At 73.1% G+C, this 26,272-nt stretch carries 21 protein-coding genes; 5 read left to right on the top strand and 16 right to left on the bottom strand.

Going from position 1 to position 26,272, the window contains the following annotated elements:
- Positions 1–38: 38 nt before the first annotated feature.
- The 4 genes from FA582_RS04940 to FA582_RS04925 form a co-directional block, all read right to left on the bottom strand.
- Positions 39–929, bottom strand: a complete 891-nt coding sequence (locus tag FA582_RS04940) for a Sir2 family NAD-dependent protein deacetylase (protein WP_010146150.1) — start codon at positions 927–929, stop codon at positions 39–41.
- The gene (locus tag FA582_RS04935; RefSeq protein ID WP_010146149.1) at positions 926–2,452 is read right to left on the bottom strand and encodes a sensor histidine kinase; all 1,527 of its coding nucleotides are present in this window, start codon (positions 2,450–2,452) and stop codon (positions 926–928) included. The genes FA582_RS04940 and FA582_RS04935 overlap by 4 nt, the downstream gene beginning before the upstream one ends.
- The gene (locus tag FA582_RS04930; protein WP_010146147.1) at positions 2,449–3,183 is read right to left on the bottom strand and encodes a response regulator transcription factor; all 735 of its coding nucleotides are present in this window, start codon (positions 3,181–3,183) and stop codon (positions 2,449–2,451) included. Before FA582_RS04930 ends, FA582_RS04935 begins: the two co-directional genes overlap by 4 nt.
- Before the next feature lie 135 nt (positions 3,184–3,318).
- Positions 3,319–4,635, bottom strand: a complete 1,317-nt coding sequence (locus FA582_RS04925; protein WP_010146146.1) for a patatin-like phospholipase family protein — start codon at positions 4,633–4,635, stop codon at positions 3,319–3,321.
- Between the two features lie 126 nt (positions 4,636–4,761).
- On the opposite strand from FA582_RS04925, the gene FA582_RS04920 reads away from it, so the two are divergent.
- Positions 4,762–5,706 carry a LysR family transcriptional regulator gene (locus tag FA582_RS04920; protein WP_010146145.1) on the top strand — a complete coding sequence of 315 codons (945 nt, stop codon included), beginning with the start codon at positions 4,762–4,764 and terminating at the stop codon, positions 5,704–5,706.
- 16 nt (positions 5,707–5,722) lie between these two features.
- Here the strand turns inward: FA582_RS04920 and FA582_RS04915 are convergent, their stop codons facing one another.
- The 9 genes from FA582_RS04915 to FA582_RS04875 form a co-directional block, all read right to left on the bottom strand.
- Positions 5,723–8,140, bottom strand: coding sequence for a DNA internalization-related competence protein ComEC/Rec2 (locus tag FA582_RS04915; RefSeq protein WP_010146144.1), 2,418 nt, complete (start codon positions 8,138–8,140; stop codon positions 5,723–5,725).
- 98 nt (positions 8,141–8,238) lie between these two features.
- Entirely contained in the window at positions 8,239–9,300 is a 1,062-nt protein-coding gene (locus FA582_RS04910; RefSeq protein ID WP_010146143.1) for a ComEA family DNA-binding protein, read from the bottom strand.
- Positions 9,301–9,419: 119 nt separating this feature from the next.
- The gene (locus tag FA582_RS04905) at positions 9,420–10,280 is read right to left on the bottom strand and encodes a DegV family protein (RefSeq protein WP_010146142.1); all 861 of its coding nucleotides are present in this window, start codon (positions 10,278–10,280) and stop codon (positions 9,420–9,422) included.
- Between the two features lie 16 nt (positions 10,281–10,296).
- The gene (leuS, locus tag FA582_RS04900) at positions 10,297–13,224 is read right to left on the bottom strand and encodes a leucine--tRNA ligase (protein WP_147899748.1); all 2,928 of its coding nucleotides are present in this window, start codon (positions 13,222–13,224) and stop codon (positions 10,297–10,299) included.
- Positions 13,225–13,447: 223 nt separating this feature from the next.
- On the bottom strand, positions 13,448–13,714 hold the full coding sequence (gene rpsT, locus FA582_RS04895; RefSeq protein WP_010146140.1) for a 30S ribosomal protein S20: 267 nt from the start codon (positions 13,712–13,714) through the stop codon (positions 13,448–13,450).
- 190 nt (positions 13,715–13,904) lie between these two features.
- Positions 13,905–14,879 carry a DNA polymerase III subunit delta gene (gene holA, locus FA582_RS04890; protein WP_010146139.1) on the bottom strand — a complete coding sequence of 325 codons (975 nt, stop codon included), beginning with the start codon at positions 14,877–14,879 and terminating at the stop codon, positions 13,905–13,907.
- On the bottom strand, positions 14,876–15,301 hold the full coding sequence (locus tag FA582_RS04885) for a DUF952 domain-containing protein (protein ID WP_010146138.1): 426 nt from the start codon (positions 15,299–15,301) through the stop codon (positions 14,876–14,878). The genes holA and FA582_RS04885 overlap by 4 nt, the downstream gene beginning before the upstream one ends.
- A 48-nt stretch (positions 15,302–15,349) precedes the next feature.
- Positions 15,350–16,081, bottom strand: a complete 732-nt coding sequence (locus tag FA582_RS04880) for a hypothetical protein (protein ID WP_010146136.1) — start codon at positions 16,079–16,081, stop codon at positions 15,350–15,352.
- Positions 16,068–16,637: a sigma-70 family RNA polymerase sigma factor gene (locus tag FA582_RS04875; protein WP_010146135.1), complete on the bottom strand. Its 570-nt coding sequence runs from the start codon at positions 16,635–16,637 to the stop codon at positions 16,068–16,070. Before FA582_RS04875 ends, FA582_RS04880 begins: the two co-directional genes overlap by 14 nt.
- Positions 16,638–16,806: 169 nt before the next feature.
- On the opposite strand from FA582_RS04875, the gene FA582_RS04870 reads away from it, so the two are divergent.
- Entirely contained in the window at positions 16,807–17,526 is a 720-nt protein-coding gene (locus tag FA582_RS04870) for a CHRD domain-containing protein (RefSeq protein WP_010146134.1), read from the top strand.
- 7 nt (positions 17,527–17,533) lie between these two features.
- Here FA582_RS04870 and FA582_RS04865 read toward each other — a convergent pair whose 3' ends face one another.
- Positions 17,534–19,762 (bottom strand): ATP-dependent DNA helicase, encoded by a 2,229-nt coding sequence (locus FA582_RS04865; protein WP_010146133.1) that lies wholly within the window; start codon positions 19,760–19,762, stop codon positions 17,534–17,536.
- A gap of 57 nt (positions 19,763–19,819) precedes the next feature.
- Positions 19,820–20,656, bottom strand: a complete 837-nt coding sequence (gene fdhD, locus FA582_RS04860) for a formate dehydrogenase accessory sulfurtransferase FdhD (RefSeq protein ID WP_029540322.1) — start codon at positions 20,654–20,656, stop codon at positions 19,820–19,822.
- A gap of 30 nt (positions 20,657–20,686) precedes the next feature.
- Between fdhD and FA582_RS04855 the strand changes: the two genes are divergently transcribed.
- Together FA582_RS04855 and FA582_RS04850 are read left to right on the top strand one after the other, a co-directional pair.
- Positions 20,687–21,265, top strand: coding sequence for a DinB family protein (locus FA582_RS04855; RefSeq protein ID WP_010146131.1), 579 nt, complete (start codon positions 20,687–20,689; stop codon positions 21,263–21,265).
- An 80-nt stretch (positions 21,266–21,345) separates the two neighbouring features.
- On the top strand, positions 21,346–22,815 hold the full coding sequence (locus FA582_RS04850; protein WP_010146130.1) for an outer membrane protein assembly factor BamB family protein: 1,470 nt from the start codon (positions 21,346–21,348) through the stop codon (positions 22,813–22,815).
- A 3-nt stretch (positions 22,816–22,818) separates the two neighbouring features.
- Here the strand turns inward: FA582_RS04850 and FA582_RS04845 are convergent, their stop codons facing one another.
- Positions 22,819–25,497 (bottom strand): MGH1-like glycoside hydrolase domain-containing protein, encoded by a 2,679-nt coding sequence (locus FA582_RS04845; protein ID WP_010146129.1) that lies wholly within the window; start codon positions 25,495–25,497, stop codon positions 22,819–22,821.
- 76 nt (positions 25,498–25,573) lie between these two features.
- On the opposite strand from FA582_RS04845, the gene FA582_RS04840 reads away from it, so the two are divergent.
- Positions 25,574–26,269: an SDR family NAD(P)-dependent oxidoreductase gene (locus FA582_RS04840; RefSeq protein WP_010146127.1), complete on the top strand. Its 696-nt coding sequence runs from the start codon at positions 25,574–25,576 to the stop codon at positions 26,267–26,269.
- Positions 26,270–26,272 lie beyond the last annotated feature (3 nt).

Here is a 26,272-nt window from a genome sequence, read left to right as displayed (position 1 = left end):
CCTCCTCGTCGCGGCCTCGTGCGGCCGACGCCCCCAGCCTAGCCACCCAGGTCCCGGACCAGGCGGGGGAGCACGTCACCGACGAGTCCGTCGAGACGCAGCGTCGCCTCGGCGTCACCGCGGGTGCTCCCCCGGGTGAGGATGGCGACCGGTATGCCGTCCCGCGCCGCGCGCCGGACGAACCGGTAGCCGCTCATCACCTGCAGGGAGGAGCCGAGCACGAGCAGGCAGCGCGCCTGCTCGACGAGGACGAAGGCCCGCTCGACGACCTCCTTGGCGACCGACCCACCGAAGAAGACGACGTCGGGCTTGAGGCGGTCCTGCCCGCAGACGAGGCAGCGCGGGGTCCGGAACGAGGTGACCAGAGCCTCCGGGAGCGCCACATCGCCGTCCGGTCGCACCTGGGAGGGCGCGTCGATCCGGTCGAGGAATCCGGGGTTGGCGTCGGTGAGCCACTCCTGCACCCGCTCCCGCGAGGTCTCCTCGCCGCAGTCCAGGCAGGTGACCGCGGTGAGGGTCCCGTGCAGCTCCAGCACCCGGCGACTCCCGGCGCGCTGGTGGAGGCCGTCGACGTTCTGGGTGATGACGTGGCGCACCAGACCGAGCCGCTCCAGGTCGGCGACGGCACGGTGGGCGGCGTTGGGCTCCGCTGCCGCGAACCGGCCCCAGCCCACGTAGGCCCGGGCCCAGTAGCGCTGGCGCCCCTCGGCAGAGCGGACGAACTCGCCGTGCTGCATCGGCTGGACCCGGCGGGTGCCGTCGGGCCCGCGGTAGTCGGGGATCCCGCTGCCGGTGGACATGCCCGCACCCGTGAGCGCGACGACACCGGCACCGGACAGGAGGTCGCGCAGCCGTTCTGCGGCCCGCGGGTCGACCGGGACCGCCGGAGGCATGGTCAGGGCCAGGTCAAGAGGCCCGACGGCGCTCACCGCGGCCCGGCCTGCGGCAGGGTGAGCAGGAACGTCGTGCCGCTCGGCGTCGGCTCCAGGGTGATCCTCCCGTCGTGCGCCTTGGCGACGGCCGCCACGATCGACAGGCCGAGGCCGGTGCTCCCCGCAGCGCGAGAGCGTGAGTCGTCCCCGCGGGCGAAGCGCTCGAAGACCGTGGGCGCCAGCTGGGGTGGCACGCCCGGGCCGTCGTCGCTCACCGTGAGCCGGACCTCCCGGCCGGTGGCGACCAGACCGGTCGTGACGCGCGTGCCGGGCGGGGTGTGGGCGCGGGCATTCGCGAGCAGGTTGGCCAGGGCCTGCCGGAGGCGCGCCTCGTCGCCCACCACCTCGACGGGCTCCTCGGGCAGGTCGAGCTGCCAGTGGTGGTCCGGTCCGGCCGCCCGCGCGTCACTGACCGCGTCCAGGCACACCAGGGTGAGGTCGACCGGGAGCCGCTCCAGGGGTCGCCCGGCGTCCAGCCTCGCCAGCAGCAGGAGGTCCTCGACGAGGCCCTGCATCCGCAGCGACTCCGACTCGACCCGGTCCAGGGCATACCTCACCCCCTCGGGCACCGGCTCGCTCTCCCTGCGCGACAGCTCGGCATAGCCCCGGATCGAGGACAACGGGGTCCGCAGCTCGTGCGAGGCGTCCGCCACGAACTGCCGCACCCGCTGCTCGCTCTCGTGCCGCACCGAGAGCGCCGCCTCCATGGTGTCGAGCAGGTCGTTGAGGGCGATCCCCACCTGCCCCACCTCGGTGTCCGGGTCGGCATCGGCCTCGGGCACCCGGTCCCCCACGGCGACCTCCCCACGTTCCAGACGCTGCTGGGAGACCCGCCGCGCCGTGGCGGCGACCCGGTCGAGGGGGGCGAGGTCGCGCCGGACGAGGTAGGCCGATCCGCCTCCGGCGGCGAGGAGCGAGAGCAGACCCACCGGGAGCAGGATCGCCATGGCCTGGCGGGTGGTGTCGGTGACCCCCGCCATCGGCAGCCCGATCGTCAGGGTCGTCCCGTCCGGCTGCTCATCCACCACCACCCGATAGTCCCCCACGTCCTCGCCGAGGTCGACCGAGAACGGCAGCGGGGTGCCCGACCCGACCCCACCCGCCTCCTGCGCCTCGGTGGCGATGGCCTCCTCGATCCGCCGGAGCTGGCCCGCGTCGAGCTCGGTGAGGTCGTTGGTGGTGGACACCACCGAGTTGACGAGCACGGCGCCCTGAGCATCCGTCACCAGCGTGAGGGATCGATCACCGCCACCGGGCGGGCGACCGATGTCCCTGCGGCCGGGGGCCTGAGGCCCGTCGTCCGCGCCCACCTGGTCGGGCGGCGCCGCGCCCGGGTCACGCACCTGCTCACCCACTCTCTCGGTCGAGAGCAGCAGGTCCTGGTCCAGCGCCCCGATGAGGGTATGCCGCAGCGCCAGCGTCGTGGCCAGCCCGGACAGCAGCAGCACGCACGCGAAGATCGCCACCACCGAGGTGACGATCGTGGCCCGCAGCGACCTGCGACGACGCGTCGGTCTCATCCGCCGGCGGCCGGCTTGAGCACGTAGCCGGCGCCCCGCATGGTGTGGATCATCGGCTCCCGTCCCTGGTCGATCTTCTTGCGCAGGTAGGAGATGTAGAGCTCGACGATGTTGGCCTGGCCGCCGAAGTCGTAGTGCCAGACGCGGTCGAGGATCTGCGCCTTGGAGAGCACCCGGCGGGGGTTGCGCATGAGGAAGCGCAGCAGCTCGAACTCGGTCGCGGTGAGTGAGACCTCCTCCCCGGCGCGGACCACCTCGTGGCTGTCCTCGTCCAGCGTGAGGTCACCGACCACGAGCACCGAGCCCGCCTCCTGGGCCACGACGGCGGTGCGCCGCATGAGGGCGCGCACCCGGGCCACGACCTCCTCCAGGCTGAACGGTTTGGTGACGTAGTCGTCGCCGCCGGCCGTGAGACCGGCGACCCGGTCCTCCACCGCGTCCTTGGCGGTGAGGAAGAGGACGGGCACGTCGGGCTGGTCGGCGCGCATCCGGCGCAGCACCTCCAGGCCGTCGATGTCCGGCAGCATCATGTCGAGGACGACGGCGTCCGGGGCGAACTCGCGGGCGGTGCGGACCGCGTCGTTCCCGGTCAGGGCGGTGCGCACCTGCCATCCCTCGTAGCGCAGTGCCATCGACAACAGCTCGGCCAGCTGGCTCTCGTCGTCCACGACGAGCACCCGCACGGGCGTGCCGTCGAGGCGGGTGAGGGAGGGTGCGGTGCCGGCTGCCATGGTCTGAGTCAATCCTGCCACCCCATGCGCCTCCTCTGCGCCTCCTGTGAGGCTGCTGTGCGAGACCGCAGATCGACAGGAGCGGATCAGGTATGCCGTCACCCACCCCGGCCGGCCGTGACCGGTGGATCGTCGCTAGCGACGACCGAGGGCGGTGACGCGGCTCGAGCCCCGCAACGCGCTGACCAGCTCGGAGGGGCCGGCCACCTGGGGGTGGGGCGGGCGCAGCGGAGCGTCCAGCCGCACCGCCTGCGGACTGTGCCTGCGCACCGAGGCGTCCGCGACGAGGTAGCCGTGTCGCTCCAGGACCATCTGCTCCCCCGGGCTGAAGGCGTCCAGGTCGGTGCGCACCTCGTGGATGGCCCCGAGCACCTCGGGGGCGTAGTGCTCGAGGACCGAGGCGTCGAGCTCCGGCCCGGGCAGCCGGGCGAGGTCACCGGGCGACTCCAACGACCAGGTGGCGCCTGCGAGGGTGCCGCGCGCGAAGCCGGCCCGGAGCCAGCGTAGGCGTGCGGTCTGCCCACCGCTGGAGGTGATGGACAACAACCTCCACAGCCGGGACAGCAGCGAGCCCGGTGGTCGGCCACGGAAGACGGCTCCCCCGTCGCTGACCAGGACGACCGCGTGGTCGGCCCAGACCGGTTCGAGCGCGAGGTTGTCGTAGACACCACCGTCGACGAGCTGGATCCGACGGCGGATCGCGGCCCTGACCTGCTCGGGCTCATCGAGGTCGGGTGCCCCGCCGACGAGGCCCAGTTGGTTGCCGTCGAGCTCCAACGGCGCGAAGAACGGTGGGTAGGCGCAGGAGGCCGCGACGGCGTCGACGATCCGCAACCCCGGCGGCGGGGCGCAGTGACCCAGGCGGTGGTCACCCATCCGACCGCGGGGACCGGCCGAGTGGGGGTCGGCGAAGACCCACGAGACGCCATACCCGATCTCGGTGGCGCCGGTGAGGACGACCGGTCCGCGCGTCCTGACGTGCTCGCGCAGGTCGCTCCCCCACCACGGGACCGCCCGCTCCAGGCCGTCGGCGAGCACCCCGACGCTGGCGTCGGGTCGACCCCATCCGCTCGGCAACATGCGGGAGAGCAGGGCGGGGGTACGCAGGTTGCGGCCGGTCAGCTCGCGCAGCGGGACGGCGACCAGCTCCTCGAATCCCCCGACGCGCCCCGCTCCGTCGTGGGGGTCCGGCCACTCCAGCGCGGGGTGCAGCAGCAGGTTGGCGAGCACGGCACCGCCCGACACCGCGCTGATGGTCCGCAGCGAGCCGAGGATGCCGAGCTCGTCGAGGCGTCGGACGGCGCCGAGGTGGAACAGCGCTGCCCGGAATCCCCCGCCGGAGAGGCACAGGGCTGTCCCGGCGCGCGGCCGGAGCGCCGAGGGCCCGTGGTGGGCGGTGGCCCGGGCGGCCTCGAGCTGGGCCAGCGTCGGGTCGCCGGGCGGGGGTGACACGGACACCTGGTGGTGTGGCGCAGGCACGTGCCCAGCACAACGCCTACGGGTGACCGGGGTGTGAACGCGGCCCATGGTGTCGGCGGCGCTCGGATGACGAGCGCCCGGCAGACTACGATGCGGGACATGTTCGACGCCGCAGGGCTGCGCGTGATGCGCGCCATCGCTGAGGAGGGTTCCTTCACGGCGGCCGCGACCTCCCTGGGCTACACCCAGCCCGCGGTCTCGCAGATGGTGCGCCGTCTGGAGCAGCGGGCCGGGACGGCACTGGTGGAGCGCATCGGCCGCACTGTGCGCCTCACGGAGGCCGGCCGTCTCCTCGCCCGCCGGGCCGTCGAGATCCTCGACCGGATCGACGAGGCGGAGGCGGAGGTCGTCGCGATCGCGGGGCTGCAGGCCGGTCGGGTCCGCCTCATGGCCTTCCCGTCCTCCTCGGCCACCTTGGTGCCGAGGGCGCTCGCGGCGCTGCGCCGCAGCCATCCCGCCGTCACTGTGCAGTTCAGCGAGGCCGAGCCGCCGGAATCGCTCGCCGCCGTACGCGCGGGAGCGGTGGACCTGGCCGTCGCCTTCGCCTACGAGGGCACCGACGCCGGTCGCGGCGAGGACGACCTGGCGGGGCTGGTCGTGATGGATGTGCTCGACGACCCGGTGATGCTCGTGCTGCCCCAGGACCACGAGCTGGCCGGGCAGGACGAGGTGGACCTGGCGGACCTGTCCGCGGACCGCTGGATCGCGGGCTGCCCGCGCTGCCGCGGCCACCTGCTCACGCTCGCCGACGGCGCTGGCTTCAGTCCGGACGTGACCTTCGAGACCGAGGATTACGTCGCCGTGCTCGGGCTGGTGGCGGCCGGGCTCGGGGTCGCGCTCGTGCCCCAGCTCATCCTCACCACCGTCTCCCACCCGGACGTCGTCATCCGGCCCGTCTCCCCGCCGTCGCGCCGGACCGTGCAGGTCGTCACCACCCCCGACCTGCAGCGGGTGCCCGCGGTGGCGGCCACCCTGGACGCCCTCTGCCAGAGTGCCCGGGAGCTCGGCGGCTCCCCGTGCGCTCACGTGGACGCCTCCGTCTGACGCATAGGGCCCCGCCTCATCCGTCGTGCCTCGCATGGGGCACGAGTCGTCCGCGCTCGTCCCGGACGACGGCGATGTCACCGTGCAGGTCGGTCCGGAGCACGATCGCACCCACCTCGGCGAGCAGACCCAGGGCGCTCGGCGCAGGGTGGCCGAAGTCGTTGTCGGCACCGACGCCGATGAGCGCGAACTCGGGGCGGGCCTCGCGCACCAGCCGCTCGTCCTGCGCGGCGGAGCCGTGGTGCGCCACCTTGAGCACGTCGTAGTCGCGACCCGCCGTGACCTCTCGGACGAGGCGCGCGCTCTCCGGCTCGAGGTCACCGGTGGACAACATCCGCACCCCCGCCGCCTCGACGTGCAGGACGATGCTGGCGTTGTTGGCTGCCGACGCGCCCACGGGTGGTCGCTGCGAGGGCCACAGCACCGACGCTGCGGTCGAGCCCCACTCCCAGCGGTCGCCCACCTGCGCCGCACGGACCGGTATGCCGCTCTCCCTCACCTGGTCCAGGACGGCCGTCGCCGTCTCGACCGGCTCCTGCACCGGCGTGACGAGCACCTCCTCGACCTGCGCGGACGACAGCACCCCGGAGAGTCCCCCGACGTGATCGGCATGGAAGTGCGTCAGCACCAGCAAATCGACGCGGCGGACGCCGAGGCCCCGCAGGCACTCGCTCATCGCCGCAGGGTCCGGGCCGGTGTCGATGACCAGCGCCCGCTCGGGGCCCGTGGCGACGACGAAGGCGTCGCCCTGACCTACGTCACAGCCCGCGACCACCCAGCCTCGGGGCGGCCACGGGGCCAGGCCGGGCACGGGCAGCAGCCAGACGAGGAGGGCGCAGCCCACTGCGGCGGTCCCCCACCGGTGGCGGCGCACCTGCAGGCCCCACCACCGCCAGGTGAGCAGGAGCCCGAGCGTCGCCGCGACCAGTGCCCAGGCCCCGGCCGCGCCGTCCCACCACTCGAGGGTGCCGTAAGGCAACCGCGAGCACACCCGGGCGATCCGGCCGATGACCCACGCGGGGACCGCCGACAGCCAGGCCACGGCCATCGCCAGGTGGAGCGAGACCGGCGCCAGGACCGCTGCCACCACGCCCAGGATGGTGGTGGGAGGGACCAGAGGTGCCGCGAGCAGGTTGGCCAGCACCGCCACCGTGGTGACGCTGCCCTGCAGCAGGACGATGACCGGCGCGCAGATGACCTGCGCCGCGAGCGGGACGGCTGCCGCGCGCGCCGGCAGGGAGGCCCAGCGCGGCACCACCCGCGCCATCGCCAACCCCCACGGGCGGGCCCAGAGCACCAGGCCGAGCGTGGCGAGGGTGGACAGGGCGAAGCCGTAGGAGCGGGCCAACCACGGGTCGAGGCACAGCAGCCCGATGACCGCCGCCCCGAGGGTCGGCAGGCTCGCCCGCCGACGTCCGCCCGTCAGGGCGATCAGCCCCACGGCCCCCATGACGCCGGCGCGGAGCACCGACGGCTCCGGTCGGCACAGCAGGATGAAGCTCAGGAGCGCGGCGAGCACGACCGGCAGCCGCCAGCGGCGCGGCAGCCCCGTGCGAGCCGCCAACAGCGCCACGCCACCGGCGACGATGGCGACATTGCTGCCACTCACGGCGCTCAAGTGGGTCATCCCGGTGTCACGCATGGCCTGCGTGAGGTCCTCCGGCGTGAGGGAGGTGTCACCGATGACGAGCCCCGGCACCAGTCCGCGGGCGTCGCGGGGCAGCGGGTCGACCGCCTCACGGAAGCGTCCTCGCACGTGGTCGATGCCCCGCAGCAGCGTAGGCGGGGCGTCACGGGTCCTCGGCGGACCGCGAGGCACGAGCACTGCGACCGCCCGCTCCCCCGGCTCGGCCGGAGCCCAGCGGCCCTGCACCTCGATCCGGCTCCGCCAGGCGACGTCTCCCCAGCCCTGCCCGCCGGGCGCGATGACGAGCACCGGGGTGCGTGGTCGGCTCGTCATCCCGCGAGCCGACGCCTCGAGCACCCGCGCCTCGAGGATGACGAGCGGCTCCCGCTCGTCGCCCCGGGCCAGCACCCTCGGCTCCGTGGTCACCAGCAGCTCGGCACGACCGACCGCCCGCTCCTGCGCCCAGCCCGGCACGGGTCCCGCCCGCGCGACGGCAAAGTGCAGCGCCGCGGCTCCGGCCACCAGGCCGACGGCCGCTGCGGAGAGGGCGAGCACATTGAGCATCCGCGACCGCGGCCGCGTCTCGTCTCGACGGCCGGTCGTCCGCAGGAGCCAGGCGGCCGAGGTCAGCGCGGCCGTCGCCACGGCACCGGGCAGCCAGCCTGGGCCCGGTAGGACCGCCACGAGCACGCCCCAGGCGACCAGCGCCGGCACCAGGAGCCGCGCGTCGTGCAGCCCGTCCCCAGGGTCGGGGGGCTCTCCCGGCCCCTCCTGGTGCAGTCGCTCCGCCGTGCCCCCGGGACCCACCTGAGCACGGTGAGTGGGACCAAGGTCGCCATCGTCGTCGGTGGGGTGGCGCTCCGCCGGGCCGCCCGCGTCACACGCTCCGAGAGCCTCCCGTCCGCTCACCTCCCCACCACGACCAGCGGCTCCAGCTGTTCCAGCGTCCGCTCACCGATCCCACTCACCTCGAGCAGCTCGGCCACGGCGGTGAATCCTCCGTGCTCCTCCCGCCAGGCGAGGATGCGACCTGCCGTGACCGGGCCGATCCCGGGCAGCTCCTCGAGGTCGGCCTGCGTGGCCCGGTTGAGGTCGACGGGCGCGAGGACGCCTGTGCCCGCCGAGCCACCAGCCTCGCTGCCGGAGCCGCTGCCGGTGTCGGTCCGGGCTCCGGAGACCCACCCCACCGGCGGATCCTCTCCAGGTGCACCCACCCAGACCTGCTCGCCGTCGACGACGGCCCGCGCCATGTTGACCGAGCCGGCGTCGGCCGCCTCGGTGAGCCCACCAGCGGCATCGATGGCATCCACGACCCTCGCGCCGGCCGGCAGCTCGACGACGCCCGGAGCCGCGACCTCGCCCACCACGTGGACGAGCACCGGCCCGGCGGCCAGCCCGGAGGCGTCACCGACCGCGGCGGAGGGTGCAGCGGGAGGGGTGCTCGATCCACCGTCCCCCGTCGTCCCCGGCGACCCGCCCTCCCCCGCCGCCCCTGGGGCGGGGCTCTCGCCTCCGCCGGCCTGACCACCCACGTCGCCCTCAGCGCCGCCACCGGCGGGGACGGAACCACCCTCCTGGTCGAGGCCAGCGGCGACCGGCAGCGCGGTGGCCTGCTGGTCGACCCACCACCAGCGTGCCCCGAGCACCACCAGGACCATGACGGCGACCAGCAGCAGGCCCCCGACCGTGCGGGCACCCACGCCGATCTCCGCGCCCCGTCCCGCCCCCGGCACGGCGACGAGGCGCAACGAGCTCACGACGTCGGCGCCGTCAGCGACCTCCGCGTCAGCCGCGACGTCCCCCTCGTCCTCGGACGCCACGTCCCTCTCCCGCACCTGCGCGCGAGGACGCGGCTCGACGAGACGCGGGTCGATGCCCTTGCTCCGTTCGGCGTCGTCGTCCGGCGCGAGCATCCGTCGTCTGCGGTGCCGGCCCTCGTGCAGCGCCTCCATGTCCCCCGAGTCCATGGTCGGCACGCTAGGAGCATCGCGAGAGTCCGGCGAGAGGCTGACGCAGATCTGTGGACGGAGAGCGGTGGCGGTCCGGTGATGTGGACGGACGGCGACGTCCGCGTCGACCGGTGGACTCAGCCCGCGTCGGCGATGACGACCCCGAGCGTCCCCGGGCCTGTGTGCACGCCCAGGCTCGGGTCGAGCGGGAGCACGACGGTCTCCACGTCCAGCCGTTCCCCCAGCCGCCCCGCCAGCGCCGCGGCCGCCTCCTCGGCGTCCAGCTCGTGCACACCGAGGCGCGGGCGGCCGCCGCCCGCGCGCACCTGTGCCACGGCGTCGGCCACGATCACCTCGAGGCGGGAGAGCGCCTTGCCCCGCGTGCGCACGCGCTCAGCCAGCACCACCTCTCCCCCGCTCAGCGTGAGCAGGGGCTTGATCGCGAGGGCCGACCCGAGCACGGCCTGTGAACGGGCCAGCCGCCCGCCGCGCCGCAGGTGCTCCAGGGTGTCGACGTAGAACCACGCCTGGCTGCCCTCCAACCGGCGGTGCACGAGCTCCTCGACCTCATCGGCGCTGCCGCCCGACGCCGCGAGAGTGGCCGCGTCCTGCGTCGCCCAGCCCAACGCCATACCGACCATCCGGGAGTCGACCACCCGCACCTGCACCTCGTCGGCCACCGCCTGCGCAGCCAGGCGCGCGGCCTCGACCGTCCCGCTGACCCCACCGGAGAGGTGGACCGAGACGATGTCACGACACCCGGTGCGGGCCACCAGCTCCCGGTAGCCCTCGGCGAACTCGCCGGGCGACACCCGGCTGGTCGACACGCGGACCCCGTGCGAGGACGAGCGCAGCACCTCGACCAGCTCGGCATGGCCCACCTCGCGGGAGTCCCCACGCCGCCCGGCCACGACGACGTGCAGCGGCAGGACGCTCAGGGCCGGAGCGCTGCCCGGCGGCAGGCAGCTGGCGCTGTCGGTGAGGAGGGCGACGTCCACGGCTCGCGCCTCAGGCTCAGACCACGATGTTGACGAGGCTGGGAGCCCGCACGATGACCTTGCGCACGCTGGCCCCGTCGAGGAAGCGCTGGACCTTCTCGCTGCCCATCGCGAGCGCCTCCAGATCGGCCTCGGAGATGTCCGCCGCCACCTCGAGCCGGTCGCGGACCTTGCCCTTGACCTGCACCACGGCCGTCACCGTGTCCTCCACGAGCTGGGTCGGGTCGGCCTGCGGGAAGGGGGCATAGGTCAGGTCGCCGTGCCCCAGGCGTTCCCAGAGCTCGGCGGCGACGTGCGGGGCGACCGGTGCCACCATCTGCACCAACGGCTCGACGACGGCCCGCGGCACGGCATCCAGCTTGGTGAGCAGGTTGTTGAGCTCGATCATCCGCGCGATGGCCGTGTTGGTCCGCAGGGCGGCGTAGTCCGCAGCCACCGCGTCGATGGTCCGGTGCAGGGCCTTGGTCAGCTCCGGCGACGGCGCGTCGTCGATGACCGTGACCTCACCGGTCTCCTCGTCGATGACGTTGCGCCACAGCCGCTGCAGGAAGCGCTGACTGCCGACGACCGCGCGGGTCTCCCACGGACGGTACTGCTCCAGCGGGCCCATGCTCATCTCGTAGACCCGGAAGGTGTCGGCGCCGAACTGGTCGACCATCTCGTCGGGGGTGACGACGTTCTTGAGGGACTTGCCCATCTTGCCGTACTCCTGGGTGACCGGCTGGCCCTCCCAGGTGAAGGTCGAGGGCCCGCCCCCGGAGGACGTGTGCTCCTCCACCTCGGCCGCCGGCACGGCGAAACCGCGCGCGTCGCGGTAGACGTAGGCCTCGATCATGCCCTGGTTGATGAGTCGCCGGAAGGGCTCCTCACTGCTGACGTAGCCCAGGTCGAAGAGCACCTTGTGCCAGAAGCGGGCGTAGAGCAGGTGCAGCACCGCGTGCTCGACGCCGCCGACGTAGAGGTCGACGCCACCGGGGTCGACGGAGCCCTCCGGCGCCCCGGCCACGGTCTGCTCGCGCGGACCGATCCAGTACTCCTCCACCGCCGGGTCGACCGGAGCGGCGTCGTTGGCGGGGTCCAGGTAGCGCAGGTAGTACCAGCACGACCCGGCCCAGTTGGGCATGGTGTTGGTCTCGCGGCGCACCGGGATCGGCCCACGTCCGTCGCCGAGGTCCATCGTGGTGTCGACCCAGTCCGTGGCCCGCGCCAGGGGTGCCTCCGGCTCGCTCTGAGCATCGTCGGGGGCGAAGGTGCGGGGCGAGTAGTCGGGCACGTCGGGCAGCGTGACCGGCAGCTGCTCGTCGGGCACGGGGTGGGCGACACCGTCCTCGTCCCACACGACGGGGAACGGCTCTCCCCAGTAGCGTTGGCGGCTGAACAGCCAGTCGCGCAGCCGGTAGGTCACCGTGGCCTCGCCCCTGCCCGTCTCCTCCAGCCAGACGAGCATCCGCTCCTTGGCCTCGGCGACCCCCAGGCCGTCCAGGCTGAGCTCGTCGTTGGCGGAGTTGATCGCCAGGCCCTCACCGGTGAACGCCTCGTCCTCCGGGTGGTCGGCGCCCGGCTGGACGGTGCGGATGATCGGCAGGTCGAAGACGGTGGCGAAGTCCCAGTCGCGCTGGTCCTGCCCGGGCACGGCCATGATCGCGCCGGTGCCGTAGCCCATGAGCACGTAGTCGGCGACGAAGACGGGGATGCGGGTCCCGGTCACCGGGTTGGTCGCGAAGGCACCGCTGAAGACGCCGCTCTTGGCCCTGCCCTCGGTCTGGCGCTCGAGGTCGCTCCGGGTCGAGGCCTGCCGCTGGTATGCCGTGACCGCCTCGAGCGGGGTCGCGGCACCGCCGGTCCAGGCGTCCTTGGTGCCGCTCGGCCAGGCCTCGGGCACGATCGCCTCGACGAGGGGGTGCTCGGGCGCCACGACCATGAAGGTCGCGCCGAAGAGGGTGTCGGGCCGGGTGGTGAAGACCTCGAGCTGCGCCGCCTCGCCCGCCGCGGTGGCCACCGGGAAGGCGACCTGCGCGCCCGCCGACCGGCCGATCCAGTGGCGTTGCATGAGGCGCACCCGCTCGGGCCAGTCCAGCCGCTCCAGGTCGTCGGTGAGACGGTCGGCATACGCCGTGATCCTCATCATCCACTGCGACAGGTTGCGCTTGAAGACCGGGAAGTCGCCGCGCTCGGACTTGCCGTCGGCGGTGACCTCCTCGTTGGCCAGGACGGTGCCCAGCCCGGGGCACCAGTTGACCGGCGCCTCGGAGACGTAGGCCAGCCGGTAGTCGTCCAGGACCCGTGCGCGCTCGGGCGGCGACAGCTGCTCCCAGGCCCGGCCGTCGGGCAGCTCCCGCTCGCCGGAGACGAACTGCGCGACCAGCTCGCTGATGGGCCGCGCGCGCCCCGGCGCCAGCTGGCCTGATCCCTCACGCGGGGCCGCCTGCGGGTCGTACCACGAGTCGTAGATCCGTTGGAAGATCCACTGCGTCCAGCGCACGTAGTCCGGGTCGATCGTCGCGAAGGTGCGCCGCGGCTCGTGCGAGAGGCCGATCATCCGCATCTGGCGCCGGTAGGTCGCCATGGCCTCCTCCGTGGTGGCCCGTGGATGCTGACCGGTCTGGACCGCGTAGTGCTCGGCGGGCAGGCCGAAGGCGTCGAAGCCCATGGCATACATGACGTTGGCGCCGGTGGTCCGCAGGAAGCGTGCGTGGACGTCGGTCGCGACGTACCCGAGGGGGTGACCGACGTGCATCCCGGCCCCCGAGGGGTAGGGGAACATGTCCATGACCACCCGGTGCTCACGCCCGTCGGCCAGCCGTGCGTCGTCCGGAGCGGCCCACGGACCGGCCGGGTTGGCGGAGGCGAAGGTGTCCTCGTCCGCCCACCGCTGCTGCCACCGGCGCTCGATCTCGCCGGCCACCTCGGCGGTGTAGCGGTGCTGGGGGATGCGCTCGCTCATCGTCTGCTCTCGTCTCGTTCTCGCTGCTGGTGGGTGCTCGCCTCGTGCATACGAAAGCCCCTCACGCAGGAGGGGCTGGCCGCGCTCGCAGGTCGGTGCTCTGCTCAGCGCGGCCCGGTAAGAAGAAGCTCGCAGCGGGTCGCCATGATCGGGCCATGGTAGCGCAGCAGGCGCCCACCCCGGGAGGGGTGGACGCCCGCTGGCTGCTCGGGGTGAGGGGTGCTCAGCCGCCGAGGGTGTTGAAGCGCTTGGCCATGGCCGACTTCTTGTTGGCGGCCTGGTTCTTGTGGATGACGCCCTTGGTGACCGCCTTGTCCAGCTTGCGCGACGCGGCGTGCAGGGCCTCGGCGGCCTTGCCGCTGTCACCACCGTCCGCGGCCTCGCGGAACTTGCGCAGGAAGGTGCGCAGCTCGGACTTGTGGGCGCGGTTGCGCTCGGTGCGCGCAGCGTTGGTCTTGACGCGCTTGATCTGGCTCTTGATGTTTGCCACTGAGAACTTCCTGGTCAGTCGTCTGGTCAGATGTCGTGAGGGCGACACCCGCGTGCGGACGAACTGGCGTGGGGATGCCTGGCGATGTCCGGTACGCGGGGTGGTGCGGTGGTCCTGCGAGCGCGCACGACCCAGCGCGCACGCAACGGTCAAGGCTAGCAGCGCAGCGGGCTCAGACCCAAGTCGCCGGTCAACCGTTGCGCTGACGGCACACGGCGAGGACCGCCTGCTCGACGGCATACTCCGGGCTGCGCACCGCCGCCTCGGTCCGGATCCCGCCCTTGACGTCCACGTCGGCCTGGGCGACGGCCTGGATCGCCGAGCCGAGCCGGGGGCCGTCCCAGCCCTGGCTGGTGCGGCGCGCGGCGTCCACCTGCCAGGGCGCCATCCCGAGGTCGCGGGCGAGCTGGGCGGACCCCCCGCGACCGGCAGAGGCGACCTTGCCGACCTGGCGCAGCTGCATCGCCAGCACCGCCACGATCGGCACCGGGTCGAGCCCGCCGAGCATGGCGTGCCGGAGCAACGCCATCGCCCTGGCCTCGTCACCGGCGAGCGCCGCCTCGGCGACCCGGAAACCGGTCGTCTCGACCTTCTCGCCGTAGTAGGTGGTGACGTCCTCGACCTCGACCAGGCCGTCCACGTCGCGCGTGAGCTGCTCGCAGGCGGAGGCCAGCTCGCGCAGGTCCTTCCCTACGGCCAGCACGAGGGCGCCGACCGCCTCGGGCGCGATCTTGCGCCGCGCGGCGCGGAACTCCCCGGTGACGAAGTCGTGCTTGTCGCGGTCGGTCTTGACCGCCTTGGCCTCGATGACCCGGGCGCCGCCCTTCTTGAGCGCGTCGAGGACGCGCTTGCCGCGGTTGCCGCTCTTGTGCCGGACGATGAGGGTGACGGCATCTGCGGGCTGGGCGAGATAGCTGCCGAGATCCTCGACGAGCGCGTCGTCGGCCTCGTCGAGGTCATGCACGACGATGACGTTCCACCCGCCGAAGAGGCTCGGGCTGGCGTGCACGAGCAGCTCCCCCGGCTGGTAGCTCATCGGATGGACCCGCACCACCTCGGTCTCCGGCTCGACGGCGCGCACGGCGGCCACGACGGAGTCGACACCGCGCTCGGCGAGGAGGTCCTCCGGGCCGGTGATGAGCGCGAGGGTCGGGGGCGCGCTCATCGCTGCCGCTCCATGGCCGTGTCCTCCCAGGGGCCGAGCTCGAGCCACCCCTTGTCGACCTTGGCTGCGCGGGTGCGTCGGACGGCGGACGTGGGCAGCGGGCCGTAGAGGTGCGGGAAGCGCTCGGAGCCGGGGTCGGCCGGGTCGGAGGGCTCCACCCGGACCTCCACCCCCTGCTCGGCGAGAACGGCCGGGTCGATCTCGAGGACGACGAGCTCCTCCTCGTGGTGCGAGTAGATCGCCCGTGCGACACCGGGGAGCTGCTCTGGGCGACTGGCGTGGACGAAGCCCACGTCACGCAGTGAGCCCCCTCGGGTCGACCGGTCGTCGCTCCCCACCCGGAGCGCGGCGTCCCAGTGGGCGCGCTCAGCCAGGTGCCACAGCGCCGCCCCGGGCTCCGGCTGGGTCTCGTCCGTGCTCATGGGGTCAGCCTGCCACGCGCCACGGACAGACCCGAGCCGTCACCGGGCTCAGGTCTGGACCGCGGGCAGCTGCGCGCGGGCCCAGGTCTGTCCGTCCGGCGTGAGGAGAAGGACCTCGGCGACGTCCTCGCGCAGGATCGCGGCATTCATCTCGCAGTCCAGTGCCTCGACGGTGCCGAGGAAGCTGCCCGAGCCCGTCCGTCCGCCAGCCCGGTCCACGAGGACCACGTCGTAGCTGACGCCGGGCTCGGTGCCGGCCACCTCGAGGACCGTCTCGGTGCCCCAGGTATGCGCGATGAGACCCATCCTCACCTCGGTCCCCGACGCCTGTTCCAGGCCCTGCACGCGCTCCAGGGCGCCGAGCGTGCCCGGGGCGCCCTCGCGTTCCTCGGGGCGCAGCCGGCGCACGAGGTCGCTGCCCACGGCCCCCGTGGCCACGAGCCCGGCGGCGGCGATCCCCAGGAGGGCCCGTCGCCGCGGCGCGGTCCCACCGTGCCCGTGGGCGTGACCGGCCGCCGCTCGACGGTCCCCCGACTCCGCGGCGATCTGCTCCTCCGCCCGGCGCAGCACCGTCACCGACGGCGCCTGCTCCCGCGCCTGCTCGTCCCACCCGTCGAGCTCCTGCAGCGACTGCAGCACCGCTCGGAGCTCGGCGACCTCCTCCTCCACCGTCGGGTCGCTCGCCCGGAGGCGGTCCAGCCGCTGCCGCTGGGCGTCGTCCAGCCTGCCCTCGGCGGCCGCCAGCACCAGGTCCTCCCGCTCGTGGTCAGGCATCGTCATGATCGGCCTCCTCGGAGACGGTGGCGCGCAGCGCGCGCAAGGCGTAGTACATCCGGCGGCGCAGGGTCCCCACGCCCACCCCGGTGCGTTGGGCGAGCTCGTCGTAGGAGAGCCCGCGCACCTGCACCTCCACGACCACCTGCCGATGCTCCGGGCTCAGCTGCGCGAGCCCGGCGACCAGGGTGAGCCGGTCGGCCACCCGCTCGTCAACGCCTGGCTCCGGCGGCGGTTCGGGCAGCGCGGCCCGCACGTCGACGGGCCGACGGGCCCGGGCCCGCACGGTGTCGATGATGACGTGGCGCGTGATCGCCACCAGCCACGTCCGCTCCGAGCCCCGGGAGGGGTTGAAGGACTCCCGCGCGCGCCAGGCGCGCACCAGCGTCTCCTGCACGCAGTCCTCGGCCGCGTGCCGGTCGCCGAGCGCGTTGGCCGCGATCCCGAGCAGGAGCGAGCCGTGCTCGGTGAAGGCGCGTGCGACGTCGAAGTCCCGTCCGCTCAGCAGTCTCGCCTTCCGTGGGGCAGTGAGGTCCAGCACAGCGTGGCCGACCGTGGTCATGGTCCGCTCCCTCCTGCTGGTGGTCGCAGGGGTATACGTCACTGGTCGGCCCAGCGTTCGACCAGTCTCGCAGACGGCCCCGAAGTCGGGATGAACGCGGGCGGCCGCGTGGACGTATCCCCCTGCACACCGGTCCTGACCGACGGGGCCGACCACGATGGGAGTCAGCATGCGCACGACGAACACCGCCCGTCCCACCCGCCGGGGCCTCACCGCCGCAGCCGGTGGCCTCGGGGCGCTCGCCCTGGTCGCCGCCGGCACTCTGCCCGCCAGCGCCGAGACCGAGGTGGAGATGCCCGACACCTTCACCTCCGCCTACTCGGTCACGGCCACGCCCGACGCCGTCGTCGACGCGGAGGGCAACCCCGCCCCCGGCGAGGAGGGCGCGACGGGGATGTTCACCTTCATGATCAACTCCGACGAGGAGATCATCTGCTACGACATCGAGCTCACCGGCGTCACCGGCGAGTACGAGAGCCCCGCCAAGACGGCCACCCACATCCACCAGGCCAACGCCGGTGAGGGCGGCCCGCCGCGTCTGTCCTTCCCCAACCCCACCGGTGACGGCGACGTCCGTACCAGCGCGGGGTGCCTGCAGGGACCGTTCACGACGGGCCTGGAGGGCGATGACGGCAACGACACCGGCGAGGGCTTCTCGCTGACAGAGATCGAGGCGAACCCGGCCGGCTTCTCCGCCGACACCCACACCGCCGAGTTCCTTCCCGGCACCGTGCGCGGCCAGCTGCAGGAGATCCCCGTCGGAGGCGCGGAGACCGGCGGCGAGGCCGCCGGCTCGAGCGACCCGCTGCTCATCGGCCTCGGTGCCGGTGTCATGGCACTGGGTCTCGGTGGGGTCCTGCTGGCGGGTCGCGGGCGCCAGCAGAACTGACCGCCGGCTAGCTCGACCCGGTCACCGACCCGGCCTGCTCCAGCTCGAGTCCGAGCTGGCTGAGCCGGGCGGTGACCAGGTCGGGCGCCAGGCCGAGATGCTCGGCCAGCTCGGTCAGCCCGACCGAGGACTCGACGCCGTCGCGTAGCTCCTCGTCCTGCTCCGCGGTCCATGCGTGCCCGCCGGTCACGGCAGTGCGGGGAGAGCGCGCCACCGGCACCGTTCCGCCGGCCTGCACCAGCGGGGCCCCTCCCAGCCCTCGGGCTCCGGGCTCGGCCACCGGCAGCGGCTCGGCCGCCGTCTCGTCGAGCCGGCGCAAGGCGCCCAGCACGAGGGCGGTGTCGGTGGTCGGCCAGAACGGCGGCAGGGACCGCTGGAGGAACCCGGCATACCTCGCGCTGATCATCCGTGAGTCGAGGAAGGCCACCACACCACGGTCGTCCGCCCGCCGGATGAGCCGGCCGGCACCCTGAGCGAGGCGCAGCGCCGCATGCGTGGCCGAGACGGCCATGAAGCCGTTGCCGCCCATCCGGCCGATCGCCTCGGTGCGGGCCGAGGTCAGCGGGTCGTCCGGGCGGGGGAAGGGGATCCGGTCGACGAGCACCAGCTGGCAGGCCGAGCCCGGCACGTCCACGCCCTGCCACAGCGACAACGTGCCGAAGAGGCAGGCGCTCGGTTCGGAGGCGAACTCGCGCACCAGGGTCGGGAGCTGGTCATCGCCCTGGCACCGGATGGAGATGTCGGTGTCGGACAACCTGCCCCGCATCTCCTCGGCCGCTGCCTCGGCTGCCCGCCGGGAGCTGAAGAGCCCGAGGGTCCGGCCACCCGCGGCACGGATCAGCTGCTCCATCTCGTCGAAGACGGCCGGCCCTGCGCCCTCGCGCCCCGGCGGCGGGAGGTGCGAGGCGACATACGCGATCGCCTGCGCGGGGTAGTCGAAGGGCGAACCGACATCGAGCCCCTCCCACGCCGGTGCCCCCGCGCCCCGCAGACCGATGGTCCCGGCGACGGCATCGAAGGTGCCGCCGAGCTCCAGCGTCGCGGAGGTGAGGACGACCGTGCGGTCCTCGAAGATCTTGTCCCGCACCATCATCGCCACACTCATGGGCGCCACCCGGAGCACCGGGCCGCGACGCTGGTCCTGGCTGATCCATACGACGTCGAGGTCGGCCTCGCCGAGCACACGCTCGCTGGTGTCGAAGACGTCCTGCACGGCGGCCTGTGCCATCTGCGTGGCCCCGTCGGCCTCGGCGCCCTTGTCCGGCTTGATCTCGCTGAGAGTCGCCCGGGCGGCGTCGCGGACCAGCTGCAGCGCGGTGACGAGCCGGTCGGGCAGGGCGGCGAGCTTGCCCTCGGGCAGGTCCGCCAGCGTCGACTCGAGCAGCTCGGTGGTCTCCGCCAACCGCTGCGCCGCCTCACCCTTCCCCGCCCGACGCGCCGCCACCGACACCGACGAGGAGGTCACCTCGTCGGTGATGGTCGAGGTGACCCGGTCGGTGAGCTCGTGCGCCTCGTCGATGACGAGCAGGTCGTGCTCGGGCAGCATGAAGCGGCCCTCGAAGGCGTCGATCGCCATGAAGCTGTGGTTGGTGACGATGACGTCGACCTCCGCGGCGGCCGCGCGGGAGAGCTCGACGAAGCAGTCGGCGGCGACCGGGCACTTGCTGCCCAGGCACTCGTGGGCGGTCACCGACACCTGCCGCCAGGCCCGGTTGCTCACACCCGGCACGAGCTCGTCCCGGTCCCCGGACTCGGTGAGCTCGGACCACTCCCGCAGGCGGGTGACCTCCTCGCCGAGCCGCGAACGCTCCCGGTCCACCTGGCCCATCCCCAGCAGGGTGTCCTCGTCGTCGTCGGGGAAGCCACCCACCAGCTTGTGCTGGCAGAGGTAGTTGGACCGTCCCTTGACCAGCGCGAACGTCGGGCGTCGGCCGAGCAGCGGGGCGAGGGCCTCGGCGATCCGGGGCAGGTCGCGGTCGACGATCTGGGCCTGCAGCGCCAAGGTCGCCGTGGCGACCACAGCGGGCTTGCCGGTGCGGACGGCGTGCGCGATCGCCGGGACGAGGTAGGCCAGCGACTTGCCGGTGCCGGTGCCGGCCTGGACGAGGAGGTGCTCCTCGCGCTCGACGGCCCGCTCGACCGCCTGGGCCATCTGCAGCTGGCCGGGCCGGTCACTGCCGCCGACCCCACCGACGGCGGCGGCGATGAGGTCCTCGAGGTCGGCGGTGGGTGGCATGACCTCAGGGTATGCCGTGCCACCGACCCCCTGCGCGCACCGTCCACAGGGCGGGGCTCACCCCTCGAGGCGCTCCCCGCGGGTGTAGACGTTGAGGCTCGCACCGCGGTTGAAGCCGATGAGCGTCAGGCCGACGTCCTCGGCGAGCTCGACGGCCAGCGAGGACGGCGCGGACACGGCGGAGAGCACGGGGATGCCGGCGAGGGCCGCCTTCTGCACCAGCTCGAAGGACGCCCTCCCGGACACCTGGAGGACCGCCCCGGCCAGCGGCATACCGTGCTCGCGCAAGGCCCAGCCCACGACCTTGTCGACCGCGTTGTGCCGACCGACGTCCTCGCTCAGCCGGGCGAGCCCGAGCCCGTCCGCGCCGGGCAGGAACAGCCCCGCGGCGTGCACGCCCCCGGTCCGGTCGAAGACCGCCTGGGCCTCGCGCATCCGGTCGGGCAGGGCGAGCAGATCGGCGAGCGCGAAGCGGGCCGGGTCGGCCCCCACGTCGTGGGCGCCGGTGCGACGGACCGACTCGATCGAGGCGGTGCCGCAGACCCCGCACGAGGAGGAGGTGTAGACGTGCCGCTCCAGCGACGGGTCCGGCGGCGGCACCCCGTCGGCGAGGCGGACGTCGACGATGTTGTAGTCGCGCAGGCCATCGGCCCCGATGCCGGAGCGGTAGTCGATCTGGGCGACGTCGGCCCAGCTGTGCACGATGCCCTCGCCGTGCAGGAAGCCGACGGCCAGGTCGAAGTCGTCGCCGGGTGTGCGCATCGTCACCGAGAAGGACCGCCCGTCCACGCGGACCTCGAGCGGTTCCTCGCCGGCGAGCACGTCGGCGCGCTCGCGGACGCCCCCGTCGGCGGTGAGTCGGCGCACTCGCCTGCGCTGGGTGGCCCTCGTCATACCCTCACGGTATCCCGTAGGTTCGCGAGGGTGGACGAGGCCAAAGACACCCTGCACCGCTACCTCCGGTCGGCGCGCGACGCGGTCATCTGGAAGGTCGAGGGATTGAGCGAGTATGACGCCCGCCGGCCCCTCACCCCGACCGGCACCAGCATGCTCGGGGTGGTGACGCACCTGGCCTGGGTCGACTGCGGCTACCTCGGTGCGTCGTTCGGGCGGCCGTTCCCCGAGCCCGAGCCGTGGGACTTCGACGATCCCGCCACCGACCCCAACGCCGACCTCGTGCCCGACCCGGGGCTGAGCCTGGAGCAGACGCTCGCGTTCTACCGACGCGCGACGGCATGGTCGGACGAGACGATCGCCGCGACCCCGCTCGAGGCGACGGGGACGGTGCCGTGGTGGCGCGAGGAGCGCCGCCACCCCACCCTGCACACGATGCTCGTCCACCTCGTCGCCCAGACGCACCGGCACGCCGGGCATCTCGACATCCTGCGCGAGAGGATCGACGACCGGATCGGGATGATCCCGGACGCCACCAACGTCGTGGACGGCTACGACTGGCCCGCGCACGTCGCGAGGGTGCAGGAGGCGGCCGACCGGTTCCGCTGACCCGGCACCCGGCACCTGGCACCCGGGAGGCTGTGGACAACTTCTGCGCCGCCGCGACCGCCTGTGGTCTGCTCAGGGGTATGGGGATTCGCACCGCACAGATCACCTCTCTCGCCCTGCTGCTCGCGATAGCGGGCTGCGATGCCGGCGAGGTGGGGCAGGAGACCGCTCCCTCGACCGCATCGACCGCATCGGCCGGGGACGATGCCGTGCAGACGTCGGCGTCGCCGCCGGACACTGCTGCCCGGACCACGGAGGCGCCGACCGCACCCTCGGCTCAGGTGGCGTGGCACGAGGACCTGACCCCGGTGTCCGGGCCGAGGCTGGTCGACGGCGTTCTCGTGCTGTATGCCGTGGAGAACGAGCAGCTCCTGCTCGTCGCGCTCGACCCGGAGTCCGGGACGGAGCTGTGGCGCAAGATGTCCTCGGCGTCCGACATCACACCGGCACGCCCGCTGCAGGTCGAGGTCGCTGACGGCCGAGTGGTCCACCTGCAGCCGGGTCTCGGCGCCGACGGTGAGTCCGAGGCGGCAGCCCTCGCTCTCGCCAGGGATCCTCGCAGTGGTGAGTCGGAGGGGCCCAAGGACTTCACCAACCGGGTCCACGCCCAGGCGCCCAGCCGGTGCCCGGGGAGCTCGTCGGACGTCTGCACCTCACCGCTGTCCCCCGACGGCCAGCTCGACTTCCCCCAGGTCCTCGAGAACGGGACGGGCGCGCACGACTGGGCACCCGGTGGCGACCCCCGTGCCATGACGTTCGTCGAGCGCATCGGTCCGATGGATCTGGCCCGCGGCGAGCATCCGCGCCTCGGGCGGTTGCGTGCGGGTGGGCTCCTCTGGAGCGCCTCCACCAACGACCTCGTCGGCCCCTCGGCATCGACGAACAGCGGCTGGGAGTTCGTCGGGTGGAAGAAGGAGCTGCTCATCGGGTCCGTCGGCCTGACGCACGACTTCGCGCAGGACGACATGGACCTCACCGGCTCGGCCGTCTTCGCGCTGGACGCGGAGACCGGGGAGCGACGGTGGATCTCCCGGAAGAGTGATCTGGCCTGCAACACGAGCCTCTACAGCGCCGGCGGCGCCTTGACGGCGTGCCGCTACGACGCCGGCACGACCAGCTTCACCGACGACGGCCGGGTGCTGCGAGACACCGAGGTGAGTGTCGTACGCCTCGACCCCGAGACGGGCAAGACCCGATGGAGCGTGCCCGTGATGGAGGGTGACCTCGACGGCCTCCTCGTCCCCGGGGTCGTCGACGAGCAGCACGTCGCGGTCGCCGGACAGGTCATCGACACCGCGGACGGCTCCTCCCGGGAGCAGACCGGGGACGACGTGGTGTGGTACCCCAGCCGGTCCCGTATCCCGCTGGACCGACCTGGGACCGACTACTCCTTCGTCACCGGGGCCGACACCTGGCGCGTGAGTGGAGACCGGGACGCGAGTGCAGAGGACCTCGCCTGGCCACTGCCTCCTGGCGTGGGCGTCGAGCTCGACGACGGGACTCGCGTCGTCGCTCACGACCACGGTCTCACCGCCTACAGCGCGCCGTGACCCTCACCGGTTCGGTATGCCGTCCGGCGCGCAGATGAAGTGCGCCACGAGGGCGGTCCAGCCCGTCTGGTGCGACGCACCGAGCCCGGCCCCGCTGTCGCCGTGGAAGTACTCGCTGAACGTCGGGTGGACGTCCCACAACGGACCGCCCGGGTGGTGGCGCGGCGTGCTGGGGCGGCGGCCGTCGCTCCCGGGGCGGAAGAGCGAGATCAGCCGCTCCTCGACCTCGTGGGCGACCTGCTCCATACCCATCTGCTGCCCGGACCCGGTGGGGTACTCCACCTCGACGCCGGCCCCGGCCCCGCGGCCGTAGATCCGCAACGCGTCGAGCAGCAACGCGTTGACCGGCAGCCAGACCGGCCCGCGCCAGTTGGAGTTGCCGCCGAACATCCCCGAGTCCGACTCGCCGGGCACGTAGCGCAGCGAGAGGTCGGCCCCGGCGACGTGGACGCTCACGCCGTCGCGGTGCGCCGCGGACAGCGACCGGATCCCGTGCGGGGAGAGGAACTCCCCCTCGTCGAGCAGCGGCCGCAGCAGCGCCGACCACTGCTCCTTCGACACCAGCGACAGGGTGCGCAGCGCATACCCGCGGTGGTTGGTGTGGATGAGTGCGTCGGCGAGCTCGGGGCGCCGCTCGGTCCATCCCTGGAAGAAGTCGGTGACGTCGGGCAGCTCGGTCGCGACCCAGTTGGGCACGATCGAGATGCCGGTGAGCGGCAGCAGGCCCACCATCGAGCGCACCGGCATCCGGTGCGCCGTGCCGTCGTCGTCGACGAGCACGTCGTGAAAGAACTCGTCCTCGGTGTCCCAGAGGGAGGTGTGGTGCGTGCCGAAGTCGTCCAGCGCCTCCGCGATCGACAGGAAGTGCACGAGGAACTTCGTCGACACCTCGTCCCACGCCTTGTCGTGCCGCGCCAGCTCGGCCGACATCCGCAGCATCTTGAGGCAGAACATCCCCATCCACGCGGTGGCGTCCGCCTGCTCCAGCCGTTGCCCGCCGGTCAGCGCCTCGCTCCGGTCGAAGAGTCCGACGTTGTCCATCCCGAGGAAGCCGCCCTCGAAGACGTTGGACCCCTCGGAGTCCTTGCGGTTCACCCACCACGGGAAGTTGAGCAGCATCTTGAGCACGACCCGCTCGAGGAAGTCGCGGTCGCGGCCGCCGTCGATGCTGAAGACCTGCCAGGCCGCCCACGGGTGCACCGGCGGGTTGACGTCGGAGAAGTTCCACTCGTAGGCCGCGAGCTGGCCGTTGGGGTTCATCACCCACTCCCGGCACATGAGCAGCAGCTGCCACTTGGCGAAGAAGGGGTCGACGTGGGCCAGCGCGACGCAGTGGAAGGCCAGGTCCCACGTCGCGAACCAGGGGTACTCCCACTCGTCCGGCATCGAGATGACCTCGGCCAGGTTGACGTGCCGCCACCGGGTGTTGCGCCCGGTCTGCCGGGTATGCCGCTCCGGCGGGGGCGGCGGCTGCCCCGGGTCACCCTCGATCCACCGCCGGATATCGTAGAGGTAGAGCTGCTTGCCCCACTGGAGCCCGGCGAAGGCGCGCCGCGCGATGAGCGCGTCCTGCTCGCTCGTTCCCGCAGGGATGACCTGGGCGTAGAACGCCTCGCACTCCTGCTCCCGCAACGCGAGGACCTCCTCGACCCCGGTGGCGGCGGCCGGTGCGCCCTCCAGCTCGGTGAGCCGCAGCCGGACGGTGACGCTCTCCCCCGGCGGGACGGCCTCGAAGCGCCACCAGAGCGCCGCTTTGGTCCCCGTCTGCGCCGGGTTGGCGGCATCCGCCTGGCCGTGCACCACCGCGCGGTTCACCGCGTCCTTGGGGTATGCCGTGTCGCCATCGCGCGCAGCGTCCTCACCCCAGAGGGCGGCGACGTTGGTCTCGTTGTCGCAGAAGAGAAGTGAGGGCTCGACCTGCTCGGCGCCGGGACCGGAGGACGCCTCGAGGCGCACCCGGCCGAGCTCGTGGTGCTCGCCGATGACGGCGGCGGCATACCCCTGTCGCGGTTCCCCCGCCCACAGCCGGGGCCGCCGCTCGTCCAGACCCCAGCTCCAGGTGTTGCGGAACCACAGCTGCGGCACGAGGTGCAGGGGGGCCGCGTCGGGTCCGTGGTTGGTCGCCGTGATCTCCACGCAGAGGTCGCTCGGGCTCGCCTTGGCGTGGCGGACCTGCACGTCGAAGAAGCGGTCGCCCTCGAACACCCCGGTGTCGGCGAGCTCGTACTCCTCCTCCTCGATCCCCCGCTCACCGTTGACCCGCACGAGCTCCTCGTAGGGGAAGGCCGCCTGCGGGTAGCGGTAGAGCCAGGAGGCGTAGCTGTGCGTGGGCGTGCCCTCCAGCGCCCACCAGTACTCCTTGACGTCCTCACCGTGGTTGCCCTGCGGGTTGGTCAGGCCGAAGAGCCGCTCCTTGAGCCGGTCGTCGCGACCGTTCCAGAGCGCCAGGCCGAGGTTGAGGTAGCCGTCGAGGTCGCTGATCCCGGCCAGGCCGTCCTCGCCCCAGCGGTAGGCCCGCAGGTGGCTGTGGTCGAAGGGGAGGTAGTTCCACGCGTCACCGTCCGCGGAGTAGTCCTCACGGACGGTCCCCCACTGGCGGGCCGAGACGTAGGGACCCCAACGGCGCCAGGCTGCGCGCGAGTCGTCGGAGTCGGCGAGGCGGTCGTGCTCTGCGGTGCTCACGGCCGCCAGGGTGCCACACGGTCGGGCCGACGCACTCGTCAGGACGCCAGGGCCTGCGTGGCCCTACCGTGGAGCCATGCCTGTCAGAGACCTCGCCGGACGTCGGATCGCCATCGTCGGGGCCAGCGGCGCCCTCGGCTCGCTGCTCGCGCGCCGGCTCGTCGACGAGGGTGCGCGCCTGCTCCTGGTGGGCCGCGACGAGCAGCGGCTCCGGGCGCTGGGGATCGACGCCCCGACCGTGGTCGCCGACCTCGGCGACGCCACCGCGGGTGACCGGGTGGCGGCCGCCGCGACCGAGCACCTCGGTGGCCTCGACGGTGTCGTCAACGCCGCCGGCATCGCCGCCTTCGGCTCGCTGGTCGACACCCCGGACGAGGTCATCGAGGAGGTCTTCACCACCAACGTCATCGGCCCGGCCTTCCTGCTGCGCCGGCTCCTGCCCCTCCTGCAGGAGTCGAAGGGGTTCGTCGTCAACCTCAGCGCGATCCTGGCCGAGCGCCCGATGGCCGGGATGGGGGTGTATGCCGCGAGCAAGGCGGCGATGACCTGTCTCGACCGGGCGCTCGCCAGCGAGCTGCGCCGGGCCTCGGTCTCGGTGCTGGACGTGCGTCCGCCGCATACCGAGACCGGTCTCGCCGACCGCCCGATCCACGGCACCGCACCGCGTCTGCCCCAGGGCCTGGAGCCTCAGGTCGTGGCCGACCGGATCGTGCAAGCCATCGCCGCGGGAGACACCGAGCTCGCCTCCGACGCCTTCACGTCCGGCGACTGAGGC

Origin of the sequence: Serinicoccus profundi, assembly GCF_008001015.1 — a bacterium.
GTDB classification, from domain to species: Bacteria; Actinomycetota; Actinomycetes; order Actinomycetales; family Dermatophilaceae; genus Ornithinicoccus; species Ornithinicoccus profundi.
Note: the sequence above shows the minus strand (reverse complement) of the source record. Positions and strands in the feature narration are given on the sequence as shown.